Here is a 20,138-nt window from a genome sequence, read left to right on the forward strand (position 1 = left end):
GTCCGGCTGCGGAAAAGGAAGGCGGGGTCATTACGAAAACCTGGAAAAATCCAAAACAATTTGTCAGTCTCTTCACCCAGAAGGCCAAGGTCCTGTTCAATGAGGAACCGGAAGCCCTGAGTCCCAAAAAGGTGTACCTGGTGCTGGCCAACCTGGTGAAGGACCTGATCTATGATGACTGGCTGGCTACGGAACAGCGGTACGATTCCCGGCAGGCCAAGCAGGTGTATTATTTCAGCATCGAGTTCCTGCTGGGCCGGCTGCTGGATGCCAACCTGATGAACTGCGGCATGGAGGACCTGGCCCGGGAAGGACTCCGGGAACTGGGGTTCGACCTGGATGCCATCCTGCCCCAGGAGGCGGATCCGGGGCTGGGGAACGGAGGCCTGGGCCGTCTGGCGGCCTGCTTCATCGATTCCATGGCAGCGCTCCAGCTGCCGGGCCACGGGTGCAGCATCCGGTACCAGTACGGTCTTTTTGAACAGCATATTGTGGACGGTCAGCAGGTGGAACTGCCGGACACCTGGCTCCAGGACGGGTTCCCCTGGGAAACCAAACGGTCGGACAAGGCGGTCCATGTCCGGTTCGGGGGGAACTGCTACATGCGCCCGGACGGCAAGGGGGGGCTGGAATGCGTCCATGAGGGATACAGCTCGGTGCTGGCCATCCCCTATGACGTTCCGGTGCCCGGGTACCGGAACCATACGGTGAACACCCTCCGGCTGTGGCAGGCGGAATATGCCCCGGACGGGATCCTGAGCCCCAGCCAGGGCGGGGACTTCCGGAAGATCCTCCAGTACCAGGACACCACCCAGCAGATCTCCCGGTTCCTGTATCCGGATGATTCCACGGAAGAAGGCCGGAAGCTGCGGCTGATGCAGGAATATTTCTTCGTGTCCGCCGGGCTTCAGAGCATTGTCCGCCACTACCGGGGGCTCCACCGGGACATCCGGGAATTCCCCCGGCATGTAGCCCTGCACATCAACGACACCCATCCTGCCCTTTTAATCCCGGAACTGATGCGGATCCTTCTGGACGAAGAGGGACTGGGGTGGGAGGAAGCCTGGAATCTTACGGTATCCAGCATATCCTACACCAACCACACCATTATGCCGGAGGCCCTGGAACGGTGGTCCATTCCCCTGTTCCAGAGCCTGCTGCCCCGGGTGTATCTCATTGTGGAAGAACTGAATCGCCGGTGGCTGGCCGCCTACCGGAAGAAATTTCCGGGACGGGAAGACAAGGCGGAACAGGTGGCCATCCTCTGGGGCGGCCAGGTGCGCATGGCCAATCTGGCAGTGGTGGGCAGCCACAGTGTCAACGGGGTGGCGGAGCTCCACACGAAAATCCTGAAGGAAAGCACTCTGCATCCCTTCTATGAGGTGTTCCCGGACCGGTTCAACAACAAGACCAACGGGGTGACCCACCGCCGGTGGCTGCTGGAATCCAATCCACCCCTGGCTTCTCTCATTTCTGACACCATCGGCACGGAGTGGATCCGGCACCCGAAAAAACTCAAGGACTTGATGGCCTACCGGGACGACCCTGTCTTCCAGGAAAAACTGGAACAGGTGAAGCAGGACCGTAAGGATGCCCTGGCACGGTGGGTCCAGGAGACCAAAGGGATCACCCTCGATCCCCATTCCGTCTTTGACATCCAGATCAAGCGGTTTCACATGTACAAGCGGCAGCTGCTGAACATCCTCCATGTGTATTCCCTGTATCTCCGTCTGCTGGAGGACCCGGAAGCGGTGCCTCTGCCCCAGACCTTTATTTTTGGCGGCAAGGCGGCAGCTTCCTACGGGGAGGCCAAGGTGGTGATCAAGCTGATCCATACTGTTTCCCAGCTCATCGACCGAGAGCCCCGGGTGCGGGAAAAACTGAAGGTGCTGTTCCTGGAAAACTACAATGTGTCCCTGGGCCAGCGGCTGTTCCCGGCGGCGGATGTAAGCGAGCAGATTTCCACCGCCAGCAAGGAAGCTTCCGGAACCGGCAACATGAAGTTCATGATGAACGGGGCCATTACCCTGGGGACCCTGGATGGAGCCAATGTGGAAATCCGCCGGCTGGTGGGGGACGCCAACTGCGTGATCTTCGGCCTCCGGGCAGAAGAAGTCCAGAAGTTCTACCGGGAGGGGGGCTATTCCTCCTGGGAACTGTACCGGCAGGATGAGGAAATCCGCCGGGTACTGGAAATCTTCCAGGCCAATCCCCTGTTCAGCCAGCTGTATGAAGACCTGCTCCGGCGGAACGATGAATACTTCGTCCTGAAGGATTTCGATGCCTATCGGAAAGCCCATCAGGAAATCCTCCGCCGGTATCAGGACCGGCCGGGCTGGCTCCGGGCTTCGGCGGTGAACATTGCCCAGTCCGGCCATTTCTCCAGCGACCGGACCGTGTCCCAGTATGCCCGGGACATCTGGAAGGTGAAGCCCGTACGGGTCTGAACCATGGAAAGGAGCCCTTATGCGTCTGAGTGCCATTGATTCATACAGTATGTACCTGTTCCACAATGGGACCAACGGAAACAGCTGCCGTCTCTTGGGAGCCCACCGGACCGTATGGCGCAGGAAACCCTGTGTCCGTTTTTCCCTCTGGGCTCCCCATGCCCAAAAGGTCAGTGTGGTGGGGGATTTCAATCACTGGGATCCGGAAGCCAACCCTATGGAACGGGCAGAAGACGGGGAAATCTGGAAAACCTTTGTTCCCGATCTGCCGGAAGGGACCCTGTACAAATATGCCATCATCACCGCTTCCGGGGAAACCATCCTGAAGGCGGATCCCTATGGATTCCGGGCCCAGCTGCGGCCGGACACCGCTTCGGTGGTGGCTTCCCTGAACTACCGGTGGCGGGACGGAGCCTGGCAGAAGAGCCGGGCAAAATACGATTCCTACCATGGGCCCATGAACATCTACGAAGTCCACGCCGGCAGCTGGCGGCGTCATGAAGACGGCAGCTTCCTGAGCTACCGGGAACTGGCGGATGCCCTGGTGCCCTATGTGAAGGACATGGGCTATACCCATGTGGAATTCATGCCCCTGTGTGAATATCCCTTTGACGGGTCCTGGGGGTACCAGGCCACCGGGTATTTCGCTCCCACCAGCCGGTATGGGAAGCCGGAAGATCTCATGTATCTGGTGGACCAGTTCCACCGGAACGGCATCGGGGTGATCCTGGACTGGGTCCCCGGCCATTTCTGCCGGGATGCCCACGGGCTCCGGTTCTTTGACGGGGAGCCTTTATACGAATCCGGGAATCCCCTGCTGGCGGAAAACAAGGACTGGGACACCATGAACTTCGACTACGGCCGGCCGGAAGTACGGAGCTTCCTCATATCCAGTGCCCTGTTCTGGCTGGAGGAATACCATTTCGACGGTCTCCGGATCGACGCGGTGGCCAGCATGCTGTACCTGGACTACGGGAAAAAGGACGGCCAGTGGCAGGCCAACAAATACGGGGGAAGGGAGAACCTGGAAGCAGTGGAATTCCTCCGGCAGCTGAACACGGCGGTGTTCCGGGAAAAGCCCCAGGCCCTTATGGTGGCGGAAGAATCCACCACCTGGCCTCTGGTGTCCCGGCCGGTGGATCAGGGAGGCCTGGGCTTCAACTACAAATGGAACATGGGCTGGATGAACGACATGCTCCAGTACATGAGCACGGATCCCCTGTACCGGAAAGGGTGCCAGGACCTGATCACCTTTTCCCTGTACTATGCTTTTTCGGAAAACTTCATCCTGCCCCTGTCCCACGACGAAGTGGTCCATGGGAAAAAATCTCTCATCGACCGGATGCCAGGGGACTACTGGCAGAAATTTGCCGGGCTCCGGGCCTTTTACGGGTATTGGATGAGCCATCCCGGGAAGAAGCTGCTGTTCATGGGCGGGGAATTCGGCCAGTTCATCGAATGGCGGTATGCGGAGCAGCTGGACTGGCTGCTGCTGGATTATCCCAAGCATCAGGAACTGCAGGCTTACAGCCGGGCGCTGAATCATTTCTACCTGGACCACCCGGAATTCTGGCAGGTGGATTACGACTGGACCGGCTTTGAGTGGATCAGCTGCGACGACCGGGACAACAGCGTCATTGCCTTTGTCCGGAAGGGACAGGATCCGGATGCGGAAACCGTTGTGGTGTGCAATTTCACCCCGGTGGTACGCCGGGAGTATCGGATCGGGGCCCCGGAACCGGGGGCCTGGGAAGAAGTGTTCAACAGTGACGCCGAAGAGTTCGGCGGCAGCGGAGTCCGGTGCGGGACGCTCCGGGAGGACGGCCGGGTGCTGGTGGAAACGGAAAAGGTGCCTTTCCACGGCCGGGAACAGTCCCTGGTGCTGACCCTGCCGCCTCTGGGTGTGCTTTATTTGAAAAAAATCAGGAAAACCGAAGGGGACGGAACCAAGAAAGTCAATCTCCCGGGTAAAGAAAGAAGAAGGTGATTCCCATGAAAGTGTTATTGGCAGCTTCAGAAGCCGTGCCCTTCATCAAAACCGGGGGCCTGGCGGATGTAATGGGGGCCCTGCCGGCCAAACTCCGCCGGGAAGGGGTGGAAACAGCCCTGGTGATCCCCAAATACGCCCAGGTGGCGGAAAAATACGGTGGCCGGATGGAACAGGTGTGGCAGGGAACCGTGGATCTGGCCTGGCGCCGGCAGTACGTAGGGGTGGAAAAGATTACCCTGGAAGACGGGGTGCCGGTGTTCTTCATCGACAACGAATATTATTTCAAACGGGAGGGCCTGTACGGGTTCTTCGACGACGGGGAGCGGTTCGCCTATTTCTGCCGGGCGGTGCTGGCCATGCTGCCCCATATCGGGTTCCGGCCGGATATCATCCACAGCAACGACTGGCATACGGGGCTTATGGGAGTGTACCTGAAGGAGGACTTCCAGAAGGATCCCTTCTACCAGGGCATCAAAAGCCTGTTCACCATCCACAACATGAAATACCAGGGCATCTACGGGCCGGAAATCGTGGAGGATGTACTGGGGCTGTCCCGGAGCCTGTTCGACAGTGGGAAAATCGAAAACGGCGGCTGCGTCAACTACCTGAAGGCCGGGATGGAATATGCGGACGCTGTGACCACCGTAAGTCCCTCCTATGCGGAAGAGATCCGGTATCCCTATTTCGGGGAAGGACTGGACGGCTATGTGCGGCTGTGCCAGGGGAAGATCACCGGGATCCTCAACGGCATGGATGAAAAGGCCTATGACCCGGCGGAGGATCCCCGGATCCCCTATGGCTATACGGACAAAGACGTGTTCATCCGGAAGCCCCTGGACAAGGAAGCCCTCCAGAAGGAACTGGGACTGCCGGTGAGCCGGCGAGTGCCGGTGTTTGCCATGATCTCCCGTCTGGTGGAAGCCAAGGGGCTGGATCTTCTGACCTGCATTATGGACGAACTGCTCCAGGAGGACATCCAGCTGGTGATCGTGGGCACCGGGGACAAAGCCTATGAACAGGCCCTTACGGACCTGGCCTCCCGGTATCCGGACAAAGTGTCCGTGAACATCCTGTTCAGCGAGGATCTGGCCCACCGGGTGTATGCCGGGGCGGATTTTTTCCTGATGCCCTCCCGGTACGAAGCCTGCGGCCTGAGCCAGATGATCTCCATGAAATACGGCACCATTCCTGTGGTCCATGCCACCGGAGGCCTGCGGGATTCGGTCCAAAACTTCGAAAAGTTCTCCGGGGAAGGGAACGGCCTGTCCTTTGCCCACTTCAACGCCCATGAGCTGCTGTTCACCATCAAACGGGGGCTCAGCGACTATGAGGAGGACACGGTGTGGGAAAAGCTGGTGCTCAATGCCATGCACAGTGACAACAGCTGGGACAAGTCCGCCCGGGCCTACAAGGCTCTGTATGAAAAAATCGCCGGACCGGAGGAAGCCCCGGCCCCGGCTGTGAAGCTGACCCTGGGAGATGTGGCGGTAAAACTGCCGGAAGAGGCACCGGGGGAAGGGCTGCGGACCAAAGCTGCCGGCACCCGGAAACGGGCCCTCCGGAAAACCGCCGCCCACAAGAAGACGGCCCGGAAGACGCCGGTCCGGAAAGCCGTCCGGAAAAAACCGGAGTTCCGGTAAGGGACTCCGGGAATCCGGCTGGAGCAGAAAAGGACGATTATCGTGGAAATTACAGCCTATCATGATTCTCATCAGACAGCCTGCCGTTTCCCCTTCGGAGCGGTTCCGGGAGGGACTGCCGTAACCCTGCATCTTGTGGTGCAGGGACGGGGGACGGAGGCTGTCTTTCTGCGTCTCTGGGAACAGGAACGGGAAATCCTCCTGCCCATGGACTGCACAGAGAAAGAACAAGAAGCCCCGGAGAGGGCGGAAGCCCGGCAGCCGGGGGAGGAACCGGAAGTCAGGTCCCGCCGGTACGGAATCACCTTCACCGTGCCGGAACGGGGCTGCCTGGTGTGGTATTATTTTCTGATCCGACAGGGAGAGGAAACCTGCTGGTACGGCAACAATGAGGCCCAACAGGGAGGAATGGGCCAGCTGTGGGACCGGGAGCCCCCTTCCTTCCAGATCACCGTCTACGACCGGGACTCGGTGACGCCGGCCTGGCTGAAACAGGCGGTGGTGTACCAGATTTTTCCGGACCGGTTCTGCCGGGGAAAGGTGCCGGCGGACCGGTTCCAGGGAAAGCCGGGAGCCCTGATCCACAGCGCCTGGGAAGGGAATCCCTGCTATGTAAAGGACAAAGAGGGCCAGGTGGCCTACTACGACTTCTACGGAGGCACCTTGGAGGGAATCCTGGAAAAGCTTCCCTATCTGGAAAAACTGGGCGTGAACTGTCTGTACCTGAACCCCATTTTCCAGGCCCGGAGCAACCACCGGTACGATACTGGGGACTACAAGGCCATCGATCCCTTCCTGGGTTCTGAAGAAACCTTCCGGATCCTGTGCCGGGAAGCACGGCACCATGGGATGCGGATCCTCCTGGACGGGGTGTTCAGCCACACCGGGGCCGACAGCCGGTACTTCAACCGGGCCGGGACCTATAAGGGCCTGGGCGCCTGGCAGGGATCCGCTTCTCCCTATTACAAGTGGTACCATTTCCGGGAATATCCGGAAGACTATGGCTGCTGGTGGGGGGACCGGTCCCTGCCGGAAGTGACGGAAACGGAGCCTTCCTACCTGGATTTCATCATCCGGGACAAAGACAGCGTGCTCCATCACTGGCTGAATGCCGGGATCAGCGGCTGGCGGCTGGATGTGGCCGACGAACTGCCCGACGGGTTCCTTACCTGTTTCTACCAGGAACTGAAGGCAAAGGAGCCGGAGGCGGCCCTTATCGGGGAAGTGTGGGAAGACGCCTCCAACAAGGAAAGCTACGGAATCCAGCGCCAGTACCTGTCCGGGGGGAAACTGGACAGCGTGATGAACTATGTGCTCCGGAACCTGATGCTGGATTTTGCCCTGGGGAAAACGGACGCCCAGGGAGCGGACCGCCGGTACTGGCAGCAGGTGGAGAACTATCCCCGGGAGAACCTGTATGCCATGCTGAATCTTTTGGGGAGCCATGATGTGGAGCGGCTCCGGACTCTGTTGGAAGCCCGGTATGAACCGAAAAAGGCCCGGGCGCTCAACGGACTCCTCCGGGCCTGGCAGATGACCCTTCCCGGGGCTCCGGCAGTGTATTACGGAGATGAAGCCGGGCTCACCGGGGGCAGGGACCCGGAGAACCGGAAGCCCTTCCCCTGGGGGAAGGAGGACAAACAGCTGGAAGGCTGCTGTCGGAGCCTGATCCAGCTCCGCCGGTCTCATACTGCCCTGTCCACCGGACGGTTCCAGACCTTCCGGGCCCAGGGAGACGGGTATGTGTATGGAAGGTTCCTGGAAGGGGGCCGGGACGTGTTCGGCCAGCCGGGTGAAAACGGAGTCTTTGTAATCGCCCTGAACCGGGGAGACCAGCCTCTCCAGGCGGAAGTGGATACGGAAGGCCTGGCGTACGGAGAACTGGAACCGGTATGGAACCTGGGGGACTGGCTGGAAGCAACGCAGACGGAAAGAAAACCGGTGCTGGTTACGGGAGGTTCCTTTGTACTGGAACTGCCGCCCTGGAGCGCTGTAGTGTACCGGTGCCGGGAAAAAGCCCCGGAGAAGGCCCCTGGCAGGCCGGTGGAACGGGGAGCCGGGGTGCTCCTCCATCCCACTTCCCTGCCCGGGGAAAACGGCCGGGAGATCCTGGCTTCTGCTCTTCGGTTCCTGGATTTCCTCCAGGCTGCCGGCCAGAAGATCTGGCAGATCCTGCCCCTCAATCCGCCAGGGCTGGGAGATTCTCCCTATTTGTCCCAGTCTGCTTTCGGAGGTCAGGAAGCTCTGTTTGCCGGGGCCTTCCCGCTGCCTCGGAAAGAGGACCCGGAATTTGCCGTATACTGCCGGAAGAACCGGTACTGGCTAGAGGATTATGCCCTGTTCCGGGCTCTCCAGGGCAGGTTTCCCGGGCAGTCTTGGCAGACCTGGCCGGAAGAACTGAAAAACCGGGAGCCGGAGGCCCTGGAGAAAGCCCGCCGGGAGCTGGCAGACCAGATGACCAGGGCCGCCGGAGGGCAGTTCGTGTTCTGGAAAGCCTGGCAGCAGATCCGCCGGGCCGCCCGGGACCGGGGCATCACCCTCCTGGGGGATATGCCTCTCTTTGTGGCACCAGACAGTGCTGATGTGTGGGCTCACCGGGAACTGTTCCAGCTGGACGGGGACGGATATCCCACGGAAGTGGCCGGAGTACCCCCGGATTATTTCAGCCGGACGGGCCAGGTGTGGGGGAACCCTTTGTACAACTGGCAGGCTATGGAAAAGGAAAACTGGCGCTGGTGGCAGGAACGGTTCCAGGTGCTGGCCACAGAGGCAGACTGGGTCCGGATCGACCATTTCCGGGGGTTTGCAGCGGTTTGGGGGGTGAAAGCCGGTGCGCAGGATGCCCGGGAAGGCCGGTGGATCCCGGGGCCGGGAGCGGCTCTTTTTGAAGCCGTGGAGCAGGCCGTGCCGGACCTGGGCTTTGTGGCGGAAGACCTGGGGATCATCACCCGGGATGTGACAGAGCTCCGGGAAAAACTGGGGTTGCCGGGAATGCGGATCCTCCAGTTCCACAGCCGGACCCGTGAGGACGGAATCAGGGATTTTGCCACGGAACCCGGGTGCCTGGCCTATACCGGAACCCATGACAACAACACCCTGGTGGGGTGGCTCCAGGAAGACCTGGAGGAGGATGACTTCCAGAAAATCTGGGCCATGGTAATGCCCCGGGAAGCCGGAGTGTCGGACCGGAAGCGGGCTGCAGAACTGGTGGAGCCCCTGATCCGGTATCTGTACAGCCGGAACGCCCGCTGGACCATCGTCCCTGCCCAGGACCTGCTGGCCCTTCCGGGAAAATACCGGATGAACACCCCGGGCACCCCCACCGGGAACTGGCAGTGGAAGCTGGAAAAAGGCCAGCTGACAGAGAAACTGGCAGAGCGGCTGAGGAAGATGGTAAAGGAATGGGCCCGCTGAGGCGGGCCCATTCTGTCAACAGACAGCTGACAAAAAAACCACCCCCGAAGGGGTGGCTTTTTTGTATGAATCTTACAGATGGAACAGACCCAGCATCAGGCCGCAGGCCAGGGAGATCCAGGACAGAACCCACAGGCGGGGAGCACAGAAGGTGAGCAGTTCTTTGATGGAGATGCCAGCCAGGCCGCAGGCCAGGAAGGTGGTGGCAGCGTGAGGAGTAACCATAACGCCGTAGTTCTTCCCGATCAGCATGGCCATAGCCATGTTGTGAGGATCAACGCCGAACTGCTGGCCAACGCCGATGGCCAGAGGCAGCAGGCCGAAGAAGTAGGAGTCGGTACCCAGCATCATGCCGATGGGTACGGCGAAGAATCCGAACACATCCTGCAGATGGGGCCCCAGAGCTGCGGGAACAATGGCAATCAGCATCTGGGCCATAGCCTTCATCATGCCGGTCTTGGAGAGAACCCCCAGGAACACACCGGATGCCAAGAGGATCATGGGCATGGTCAGAGCGGTGGCAGCGTGCATCTTAATGGCACGAGCCTGGTCTTTGGCGGAATGGAAGTTGGCAACCAGGGCCACGGCCAGACCGAACATGAAAGCACCGTACAGAGGAATCTTGGTGAAGCACAAGAGGCCGATAACGAACAGGGTCAGGATGCCGTTGAACCAGATCATCTTGGGACGGCGCATGAATTCAGCATCTTCAGCGGACAGGTCATCGTCAGCGGATTTGTCTTCGTCGTCGTCAGACAGCTGAGCCGCTTTGCCGGTAGGATTCAGACCAGCTCCACGGCGTTTTTCCATAACCCCCATGTAAGCGGCGAATACCAGCAGGATGATCAGACCAACGCCCTGCAGGGGCAGCAGTTCCTGCCACAGAGCGTTTACGTCAGCATTCAGCACCACGCCGGTACGGGCTACAGGACCGCCCCAGGGCAGCAGGTTCATGATGGACATGGCCGCGCCGATGATGCACACCAGCACCACAGGACGCATGTGGAGCTTTTTGTAGATGGGGAGCATGGCGGGGATGGTGATCAGTAGGGTGGAAGCCAGAGCGCCGTCCAGGTGGGAAATAACAGCGATGCAGGCGGTGGCCACCGTAACCATCACAATGTTGGAACCGGCTTTTTTCACCAGCCAGTTCACCATGGGATCAAACAGACCCATATCACCCATCATGGAGAAGTAAACGATGGAGAAGATGAACAGTACAGCCGTAGACCAGGTCTTGCTCACCCCGGCTTTTACAAAGCCAAAGATTTCCGTAGGGGAGAACCCGCAGATGAGAGCCGCAATCACAGGTACCATCACAAACAGAGGTACCGGGTTGGATTTACCGCGGATCAGAGCGGCCACGATAATCACAACCATCAGGAAACCAACAATGCCCAAGAACATAATGCATTTCCTCCTTTGAATGGATTTTTGCCTCCGGAGCGGGCAGGCATCCGGGAGCGGATGAAAGATGAATCCTTTTCCTTACGCCACCATGGTAACATATGAACTTTCTGAAAACTAATATAAATATGAATATGCGATATATAAGAAAATTCTTATAAAACAGGCCAGAAACAAGGTGCCATGAGGGGCTCGGGGAATGGATATAATTTTCAGACTTTCACAGCAATAAAAACTTCTTGGGAAAACGCGGACCAGTAACAAAAAAACCACCCCCGAAGGGGTGGCTTTTTTTATGAATCTTACAGATGGAACAGACCCAGCATCAGGCCGCAGGCCAGGGAGATCCAGGACAGGACCCACAGGCGCGGTGCGCAGAAGGTGAGCAGTTCTTTGATGGAGATGCCAGCCAGGCCGCAGGCCAGGAAGGTGGTGGCAGCGTGAGGAGTAACCATAACGCCGTAGTTCTTCCCGATCAGCATGGCCATAGCCATGTTGTGAGGATCAACGCCGAACTGCTGACCAACACCGATGGCCAGAGGCAGCAGGCCGAAGAAGTAAGAGTCGGTACCCAGCATCATGCCGATAGGCACGGCGAAGAACCCGAATACATCCTGCAGATGGGGCCCCAGAGCGGTAGGAACGATGGCAATCAGCATCTGAGCCATAGCCTTCATCATACCGGTCTTGGACAGCACACCCAGGAATACGCCGGAAGCCAGCAGGATCATGGGCATGGTCAGAGCGGTGGCAGCGTGCATCTTAATGGCACGAGCCTGGTCTTTGGCGGAATGGAAGTTGGCAACCAGGGCCACAGCCAGACCGAACATGAAAGCACCGTACAGAGGAATCTTGGTGAAGCACAGCAGGCCGATGACGAACAGGGTCAGGATCCCGTTGAACCAGATCATCTTGGGACGGCGCATGAATTCAGCATCTTCAGCGGACAGATCATCGTCAGCGGATTTGTCTTCTTCGTCGTCAGACAGCTGAGCGGCTTTGCCGGTAGGGTTCAGACCAGCTCCACGGCGTTTTTCCATAACGCCCATGTAAGCGGCGAATACCAGCAGGATGATCAGACCAACGCCCTGCAGGGGCAGCAGCTGCTGCCACAGAGCGTTTACGTCAGCATTCAGCACTACGCCGGTACGGGCTACAGGACCGCCCCAGGGCAGCAGGTTCATGATGGACATGGCCGCACCGATGATGCACACCAGCACCACAGGACGCATGTGCAGTTTCTTGTAGATCGGCAGCATGGCGGGGATGGTGATCAGCAGGGTGGAAGCCAGAGCGCCGTCCAGGTGGGAGATAACGGCGATGCAGGCGGTGGCAATGGTAACCATTACGATGTTGGAACCGGCTTTTTTCACCAGCCAGTTTACCATAGGATCGAACAGGCCCATATCACCCATCATGGAGAAGTAAACGATGGAGAAGATGAACAGTACTGCGGTGGACCAGGTCTTGGAAACACCGGCCTTTACGAAATCGAAGATCTGTACAGGAGTGAACCCGCAGATCAGAGCAGCGATGACGGGAACCATCACGAACAGAGGAACCGGGTTGGATTTACCACGGATCAGAGCTGCCACAATGATGACAACCATCAAGAAACCAACAACGCCCAAAAACATAGTGCAATTTCCTCCTTTGGAAATAAAATGGGGTGTTCCCTGGACGGGCAAGTCCGGGAACCGGAAAATAGTGCATAACACTCATACATAGTAACATATGAACATATTGAAAACGAATATAAAAATCGGAATAAATCCCATAAGCATATACTTATAGAAACGGTGCAACCCTAGGCTGTATGCGGGTTTCAGAAGAAAAGCGAAATTGTTTCATTTGAACATAAATAGAGATAATTTAAGAATATTTTAAAAAAGGGGGTGAGGGATCGGAGAATAAAAAAAAGCCATCCCCGAAAGGATGGCTTTTTCACTTATGGAATTAGAATTCCGCTTTCTTAACCTGACGGACTACGTCCATAACGGAACCGTCACGGGCTTCGATGATGCCCACGATCCGGTCGCCGAACTGTACAGGGTCAGGAGTGCCTACCATCTTGTATGCGGTATCCCGCAGTTCTTCGATGGTGCAGATGGGCAGATCGGTGTCTTTTACAGCATCGATGATATCCTGACGGCGGGGGTTGATGGCAATGCCGTAGTCGGTGACAACCACGTCAACGGTTTCACCAGGAGTGGTGACCGTGGTGCATTCGGTGCAGATAGCCGGGATACGGCCCTGGAGCAGCGGAGCGATGACGATGGTGCATTTGGCACCGGCAGCGGTATCCGGATGGCCGCCCTGAGCCCCGGTGATCACGCCGTCAGAACCTACCACAACGTTGACGTTGAAGTGGGTATCCACTTCAAGTGCGCCCAGGATTACATAATCCAGCTTGTTCACATAAGCGCCCTTGTTGAAGGGATCGGCATACTGGGAGGTGGTGATTTCGTAATGGTTGGGGTTGGTTTTGATGTCTTCGATGGAAGCCATGTCAAAATCCTGGGTGTCGGCAATCTTGTCGATCAGGCCTTCATGCTGGAGTTCGCAGATGGCCTGGGCAATACCGCCCATGGCAACCCCGATGTGGATGTTGTCTTTCCGCAGATGTTCTGCCAGGAATTTGGTGGAGGCAATGGAAGCACCGCCTACGCCGGTCTGGTAGATGAACCCGTCTTTGTACCAGGGAGTGTGCACCATGAAGTCAGCGGCATACTTGGCCATCAGGAGCTTTCTCTGGTCGGTGGTGGGTTTGGCAGCACCGGTGGCAATCTTGGTGGGGTCGCCGATGGCGTCCACTTTGACCACATAGTCCACGTTGGTCATGTCGATGGAAGCAGGCACGTTGGGGAAGGGTACCAGGGTATCGGTAACCACAACCACTTTGTCCGCATACTGGGCGTCTACGGCAGCATAGCCCAGCACGCCGCAGTCAGCGCCGTTCTGGCTGCCTACTGCACGGCAGTTCCCCATGTCATCAGCGCTGGGAGCACCGATGAAGGAAATGTCGATGTGGGTTTCGCCGGATTCGATGGCACGGACACGGCCGCCGTGGCTGCGCATGATGGCCAGGCCTTTCAGTTTGCCGTTGGAGATGGCTTCACCGATCTTGCCCCGTACGCCGGAAGCCTGGATGTTGGTGATGGTGCCGTCTTCGATCATGGGAACGATGGCGTTCTGAGCCTTGCCCAGAGAGGTGGCGCAGATGGTCAGGTCTTTGATGCCCATTTTGTGGACAGCTTCCATAACCATGTTCACCACATAGTCCCCTTCACGGAAATGATGGTGGAAGCCCAGGGTCATGCCGTCTTTGATGCCGCATTTCTTCAGGACTTCTTCAATGGAATCCACTACTTTGCTGTAGTTGGGGTCAATCACAGGGGCAACTTTGTGGGTTGCGGCCTGGTATACTTTCTGATGTTTGGCATAGCTGCCGGCAAAAGCGTCTTTCCCGGTCAGCTTCAGGATTTCTTCAGGAATCTCTCTACCTACTGCGTTCTTCATCTTATAAATCCCCCTTGTACACACCGGCAGCCTTGGCCATGGAAATGGTTCTCTTGGCGCCGTCATAGAAGGCGATATCCAGCATCTTGCCGTTCAGCTGGAATACACCGATACCCATGGCTTTCTTGGTATCGATTTCCCGTACCACAGCTTCCGCCCAGCGGATCTGTTTTTCAGTCGGGGTGAACACGTCATGGCAGACAGGGATCTGACGGGGGTTGATGATGGATTTCCCATCGAAGCCCATTTGTTTGATCATTTCCACATCCTTGCGGAAGCCTTCCATGTCGTCCAGGTCGGTGTACACCGTATCGAAGCACATACGGCCGGTGGCACGGGCGGTGATTACCATCTGCTGACGGGCGCCCATCAGTTCCACACCGCTCTTGGAAATGCTGGTCTGCAGGTCACGGGTGTAGTCCCCGCCGGACAGAGCAATCCCGAACAGACGGTCGGAAGAGGTGCAGATGTCATACAGGTTCAGCATCCCTTTGGTGGATTCGATGGCAGCCATGATCAGGGTGCTGCCGATGGGACGGTGGAATTCCTTTTCAGCGGCCAGGATGTGTTCTTCCACAGTCTTGATGTCCTTGCCGGATTCAGTCTTGGCCAGACGGATGGCGTCGCAGCCGCCGGCAACGGAAACACGGATATCTTCTTTCCAGTGAGGAGTTTCCAGACCGTTGATCCGGACCACTCTTTCACAGCCATGATAATCGATTTCTTTCAGGGCATGGAACAGGGAGTACCGGGCAGCATCCTTCTGGTTTTCTGCAACGGCATCTTCCAGGTCCAGCATAATGGAATCGGGTTTGTATACATACGGGTCTTTGACCAGGCTCGGTTTTTGAGCGTTCAGGAACATCATGGATCTTCTCAGACGCTTGAAGTTCGGATTCGTATTGATAACCATCTTACAGCACCTCCCAGGGATTCGGCGTATCAGGATCCTCGTTGACAGAACGGAACACTGCGCCTTCCACGCGTGCTTTTAAAGTGCAGTCCAGAGCGCCCTTGTCCACAACAGAAACCTTTGCATTGGTTACGTCCAGTTTCTTCAGGGTATCCAGGACAACAGCCTTGATCTGCCGTCCATACTGATGGATGACGCTGCTTTCAATGGTGAGCTCAATGCCGTTGGTCCCGGGTTCTACCGTGATCTGGGCATCGGAAGACTCAACAGTGCCAGCCATGGCTGCCTTCTTCAATTCCATTAAAATCACTCCTTCTGAAAATCGTACATTGTACATTATGATGCACTTTGATAGTATCACAGGAAAAATTGGAAATCGAATATAAATAATGATATAATCTGTATAAGTCATTCCTTATCAAACGGCAGAAACTCCCACTCCATGCGGGGTACGGGGATTTGTGCAATTGTGTCAAAATATAAGAAATTAAAACTTCTTTGGAAATAGGGGAATTTTTGGGAAAAAAAAAGGAAACGGAGGGTGTTATGAACCTGAAACATGCGCAGTATATTATGGAAATCATCAAGGAAGGGAGCATCACCAATGCTTCCAAGACCATGCACGTATCCCAGCCGGCCCTGAGCCAGACCATCAAGGCGGTGGAAAAATACCTGGGGGCTCCCATCTTCCTGCGGAACACCAATCCCATTGTGCTCACGGAAGCGGGGAAAAAATACATTGCAGCGGTGAAACAGGTGATCACCATCAGCTCCAATCTGCTCCATGAGGTGGCGGATATCCAATATGAAGGGTACGGCACCCTGCGGCTGGGAATCCCGGTCCAGCGGGCCATGCAGATGCTGCCCGCAGTGATGCCGGTGTTCCGTCAGCGGTATCCCCATATCAAGCTCCAGATCCATGAAGCGGGCAGCAACATTACGGAAAACGAAGTCCTCAACGGGGGCGTGGACCTGGCTGTGCTCACCACCACGCCCACCAACGACGAACTGAAGTATGAACTGGTGGAAACGGAAGACGTGGTGCTGGTAGCCAACAAAATGACCACCCTGGCCCAGCGGGTGAAGCCCGGGACCCCCATCCACATCACCGAAGCCAAGAACGAGGAATTCGTCTCCATTACCGAAGGCCACAATGTACGCCGGGTCCAGGATACCCTGTTCAGCGTCTATGAAATCAAACCCAATGTGATCCTGGAAACCTCCAGCATCGAAGTGGGGAAACGGCTGGTATCCGCCATGGAGGCAGTGTTCATCTGCCCGGATGTGTATCTGGACAATTACTTCTTGTCACAGGACAAGTGTGTGTTGTATCCTTTACTGGGCGTGGCCAACAAACGGTACTGCTATGTATGCTGCCGGAAGGACGCCTATCTCAGCCCCTATGCCCGGGCCTTCATCGAACTGATCCGGACCCTGGGGAAAACAAGGAAGGAACCATGACTCTATGAAAGAACCTGTAATCCATCTGGCCGGCCCGGCTGTGGAAGTGCCGGATATGCTCCTGGCCCGGGACGGCCGTGCTGCCGCCCAGAAAAAACTGCTGGAGCGGTATCACAAGCCGCTGCTGTTCTTCACCCAGAACATCCCGGGGCCGGTGAAGACTTCTGTCCTGATCCATCTGGGGTTCCTGGAGGGAATCCGCCGGTTGGAAAAGGCCCTGGCAGAAGCCGGGATCCCCATCCTGTTCCAGAAGATCATTGACTGGAAAACCGGCTATGAAAAATACTATGTACTGGACGGGGATGCCCTCCGTATCAAGAAAATCGCCTGCACCATGGAAGGACAGGACCGGCTGGGCCGGCTCTATGACATGGATGTGCTGGCAGAAGACGGGCACAAGATTTCCCGGACGGACATCGGGCTCCCCGGCCGGCTGTGCCTGGTGTGCTCCCAGCCGGCCCAGGCCTGCGCCCGGAGCCGGAAGCACAGTGTGCCGGTGCTGGTGCGGAACATCCACCGGATATTGGAAAATTTTCTCATGGACCGGGTGGAACAGGCACTGCGCCAGGGACTCCAGGGAGAAGTGGATGCCACTCCCAAACCGGGGCTGGTGGACCGGGACAATCCGGGCGCTCACCGGGACATGGACTGGCACACCTTTGCCCGGAGTACTGACGCCATTGTGCCCCATCTCCGGCAGATGGCTGAAAAAGGCTGGAACTGGGAAGGGGAGGACGAAGCCCTGTTTGCCGCCCTCCGGCCCATGGGGGCGGCGGCGGAAAAGGCCATGTTCCGGGCTACCGGGAATGTGAACACCCACAAGGGAATCATCTTTTCCCTGGGCCTTGTGACCAGCTTCACCCTCCGTCACCTGGCCCGGACCGGAAAGGTGGAAAGCGAGGCGGTGCTCCGGGAAATCGGAGCGGCGGTGACACCTCTTCTGGAACGGGATTTTGCCAAAATCGACCGGTACCATCCCCACACCCACGGAGAAGTGCTCTATGTGGAACAGGGGTGCCGGGGAATCCGGGGGGAAGCCATGGACGGGTTCCCGGCGGTGGCAAAAATCGCCCTGCCGGCTCTGCGGAAGTTTCGGCAGGAAGGGAGACCGGACAACGAGGCCTATATCCAGACTCTGCTGCTGCTCCTGAGCCAAGTGGAAGACACCAACATCCTGAGCCGGTCCGATGCCGCCACCCTCCGGCAGGCCCAGGAAGAAGCCCGGGCTGTATTGGACCGGGGCGGTGCCTTCACCCCGGAAGGGATCCAGGCGGTGTGGGATCTGAACGCAAGCTTCGTGGAGAAGAACATCAGCCCCGGCGGCTGTGCCGATCTGCTGATCCTGGCCATCTTCCTGGAGAAGATGGAGGGGCTGGGTCCAGCTGACCGTTGACTGCTGACAAAAATGGACCGTGAAAAAATGAGAAATCATTTTTTTACGGCCCATTTTTTTCTTGACAAATTCCCACCAATTAACTATACTTTCCCTATGCAGAGAAATGCATATTGAAATCATAGGAATTACAAATCTGGAAATGGGGAGAAGAAATCATGGGAATTCTGAACATGTGCTGCTGTTGTTGCCGAATGTGCAGCCACAGCGGAACGGGAGGCCGGTAACCGGCATCCGGACAAGTGAAAAGACTGCACAGAAAATCATCCGCAGCGGAGGGACTGGCCCCTGGGAAGCTGCCGCCGATGGAACATGGTTCCGATGGTGCTGCCAGCGGGAAATAGCCCGGCAGATGAGTCTGTGCAGACCCATGGTTGATTTTTTTGCGCGCCATCTGTCGGACAGGTGGCGCATTTTTTACGCCTCCTGAAAAAAATGCAGATGAGGTGGTTCATGATGACAAACGAAAAAACGATTCCGGCGGTCCGTCCCACGGGACTGCTGGGCAGCGAAGACTGGTGGGCGGTATGGCTGGGCCTGTTCATTACCCTGTTGGGCCTGGGGAAGATCTGGGGCTTTGACCTGCTGGGCTGGGCCGCCACTTTCGGGGTGTGGATCGATCCCGCCAAGGCGGTGGGCACCGGATCCAAGGCCTATGCCTGGCTGGGCAGCGCCGGAGCGCTGGCGGCCACCTGGCTGTTCACCCTGGGGGTCACTTCCCTGGGCGCCCATTTCATGAAGGCGGATGTGAAGAAGTTCGCCGGGGGATTCTCCGTGATCTACTGGATCACCATCCTGTCCAACATCCTGGGGAATTACGCCTATCTGGCCGCCACCCCCAACAAACGGGAAGCCTTCCACATCGGCTGGTCCCTGAGCCTGGGGGAACTGGGCTTTGTGTTCGCCCTGCTGGCCGGACTGGTGATCGGCAACTTCTTCCCGGGTCTGGCCCGGTACCTGTCCCATGCGGCCAAACCGGAGTGGTACATTAAAACCGGCATCGTGATCCTGGGGGCCAACATCGGGATCCAGGCCATCAGTGCCCTGGGCCTGGCCAGCACCGTCATCCTCCGGGGGCTGTGCGCTGTGGTGGAAGCCTATCTGATCTACTGGCCGGTGGTGTATTTTGTGGCCCGGAAATTCTTCAAATTCACGCCGGAATGGGCCGCTCCCATGGCTTCCGGCATCTCCATCTGCGGGGTGGCTGCCGCCATTGCCACCGGCAGCGCCATCAAGGCCCGGCAGATCATCCCCACCATCCTGGCGTCGGTGATCATCGTCTTCGTGGCGGTTGAACTGCTGATCCTGCCCTTTGCCGCCGCCTATTTCCTGCCGGGGGATCCCATGGTGGCCGGCTCCTGGCTGGGGCTGGTGGTGAAAAGTGACGGCGGGGCCGTGGCCTCCGGGGCCATTGCCGACAGCCTGATCCGCAGCCGTGCCCTGGAACTGTTCGGGGTCCGGTACCAGGAAGGATGGATCCTCATGGCGGCCACCACTTCCAAAGTGTTCATCGACATTTTCATCGGAGTCTGGTCCTTTATCCTGGCGGTGGTCTGGTCCGTGTACCATCTGAATGATCCCAAGGCTGCTGCCGGCGGCGGAAAGGTATCCAAAAAGGAAATCTGGAACCGGTTCCCCAAATTCATCCTGGGCTTCGTCCTGGCTCTGGTGGGGATCTTCCTGGCGGGCTGGGCCCATCCCTCCATTGTGGCCGGGGCCAAAGCCGGTGCCGGTCAGGCCAACCTGCTCCGGGCGGTGTTCTTCGGCCTGTGCTTCTTCTCCATCGGCCTGGTGACCAATGTGCGGAAGCTGTGGAAAGCCGGCCTGGGCCGGGTGATCGGGGTCTATTCCGTAGCCCTGGCCGGGTTCATCATCTGGGTGGGCCTGGGCATCTCCTACATTTTCTATCACGGCATCCTGCCGCCTACCCTGTAAGATCTTTTTGTGAGAAAGA

General features: G+C 57.7%; 12 protein-coding genes. 7 read left to right on the forward strand and 5 right to left on the reverse strand.

Annotated features, from left to right (window positions below):
• The first annotated feature begins 92 nt into the window (after positions 1-92).
• Genes FX155_RS02565 through malQ form a run of 4 tightly spaced genes read left to right on the forward strand, consistent with a single transcriptional unit; the run spans position 93 to position 9,491 of the window.
• A complete protein-coding gene (locus tag FX155_RS02565) occupies positions 93-2,447 on the forward strand; it encodes a glycogen/starch/alpha-glucan phosphorylase (RefSeq protein ID WP_370834560.1) in 2,355 nt (784 codons plus the stop codon).
• Positions 2,448-2,466: 19 nt separating this feature from the next.
• The gene (glgB, locus tag FX155_RS02570) at positions 2,467-4,434 is read left to right on the forward strand and encodes a 1,4-alpha-glucan branching protein GlgB (protein ID WP_154487724.1); all 1,968 of its coding nucleotides are present in this window, start codon (positions 2,467-2,469) and stop codon (positions 4,432-4,434) included.
• A gap of 5 nt (positions 4,435-4,439) precedes the next feature.
• Positions 4,440-6,077 carry a glycogen synthase GlgA gene (gene glgA / locus FX155_RS02575; protein WP_154487725.1) on the forward strand — a complete coding sequence of 546 codons (1,638 nt, stop codon included), beginning with the start codon at positions 4,440-4,442 and terminating at the stop codon, positions 6,075-6,077.
• A gap of 42 nt (positions 6,078-6,119) precedes the next feature.
• Positions 6,120-9,491 carry a 4-alpha-glucanotransferase gene (gene malQ, locus FX155_RS02580; protein WP_326831105.1) on the forward strand — a complete coding sequence of 1,124 codons (3,372 nt, stop codon included), beginning with the start codon at positions 6,120-6,122 and terminating at the stop codon, positions 9,489-9,491.
• Positions 9,492-9,563: 72 nt separating this feature from the next.
• Here malQ and FX155_RS02585 read toward each other — a convergent pair whose 3' ends face one another.
• The 5 genes from FX155_RS02585 to citD all read right to left on the reverse strand — a co-directional run bounded on the left by FX155_RS02585 (position 9,564) and on the right by citD (position 15,631).
• Positions 9,564-10,898, reverse strand: a complete 1,335-nt coding sequence (locus FX155_RS02585) for a CitMHS family transporter (protein WP_154487727.1) — start codon at positions 10,896-10,898, stop codon at positions 9,564-9,566.
• 302 nt (positions 10,899-11,200) lie between these two features.
• Positions 11,201-12,535, reverse strand: a complete 1,335-nt coding sequence (locus FX155_RS02590; RefSeq protein ID WP_154487728.1) for a CitMHS family transporter — start codon at positions 12,533-12,535, stop codon at positions 11,201-11,203.
• Between the two features lie 319 nt (positions 12,536-12,854).
• A complete protein-coding gene (gene citF / locus FX155_RS02595) occupies positions 12,855-14,417 on the reverse strand; it encodes a citrate lyase subunit alpha (RefSeq protein ID WP_022486946.1) in 1,563 nt (520 codons plus the stop codon).
• 1 nt (position 14,418) lies between these two features.
• Complete coding sequence (locus FX155_RS02600; RefSeq protein ID WP_022486945.1) at positions 14,419-15,330, reverse strand: aldolase/citrate lyase family protein; 912 nt, start codon at positions 15,328-15,330, stop codon at positions 14,419-14,421.
• Between the two features lies 1 nt (position 15,331).
• Positions 15,332-15,631, reverse strand: a complete 300-nt coding sequence (gene citD, locus FX155_RS02605) for a citrate lyase acyl carrier protein (RefSeq protein WP_022486944.1) — start codon at positions 15,629-15,631, stop codon at positions 15,332-15,334.
• Positions 15,632-15,876: 245 nt separating this feature from the next.
• On the opposite strand from citD, the gene FX155_RS02610 reads away from it, so the two are divergent.
• The 3 genes from FX155_RS02610 to FX155_RS02620 all read left to right on the forward strand — a co-directional run bounded on the left by FX155_RS02610 (position 15,877) and on the right by FX155_RS02620 (position 20,119).
• A complete protein-coding gene (locus FX155_RS02610) occupies positions 15,877-16,791 on the forward strand; it encodes a LysR family transcriptional regulator (RefSeq protein WP_022486943.1) in 915 nt (304 codons plus the stop codon).
• A gap of 4 nt (positions 16,792-16,795) precedes the next feature.
• Positions 16,796-18,184, forward strand: a complete 1,389-nt coding sequence (citG, locus tag FX155_RS02615) for a triphosphoribosyl-dephospho-CoA synthase CitG (protein WP_154487729.1) — start codon at positions 16,796-16,798, stop codon at positions 18,182-18,184.
• Positions 18,185-18,640: 456 nt separating this feature from the next.
• Entirely contained in the window at positions 18,641-20,119 is a 1,479-nt protein-coding gene (locus tag FX155_RS02620) for a putative sulfate exporter family transporter (RefSeq protein ID WP_154487780.1), read from the forward strand.
• Positions 20,120-20,138: the final 19 nt, after the last annotated feature.

The organism is Acidaminococcus fermentans (genome assembly GCF_009696675.1).
GTDB lineage: Bacteria > Bacillota > Negativicutes > Acidaminococcales > Acidaminococcaceae > Acidaminococcus.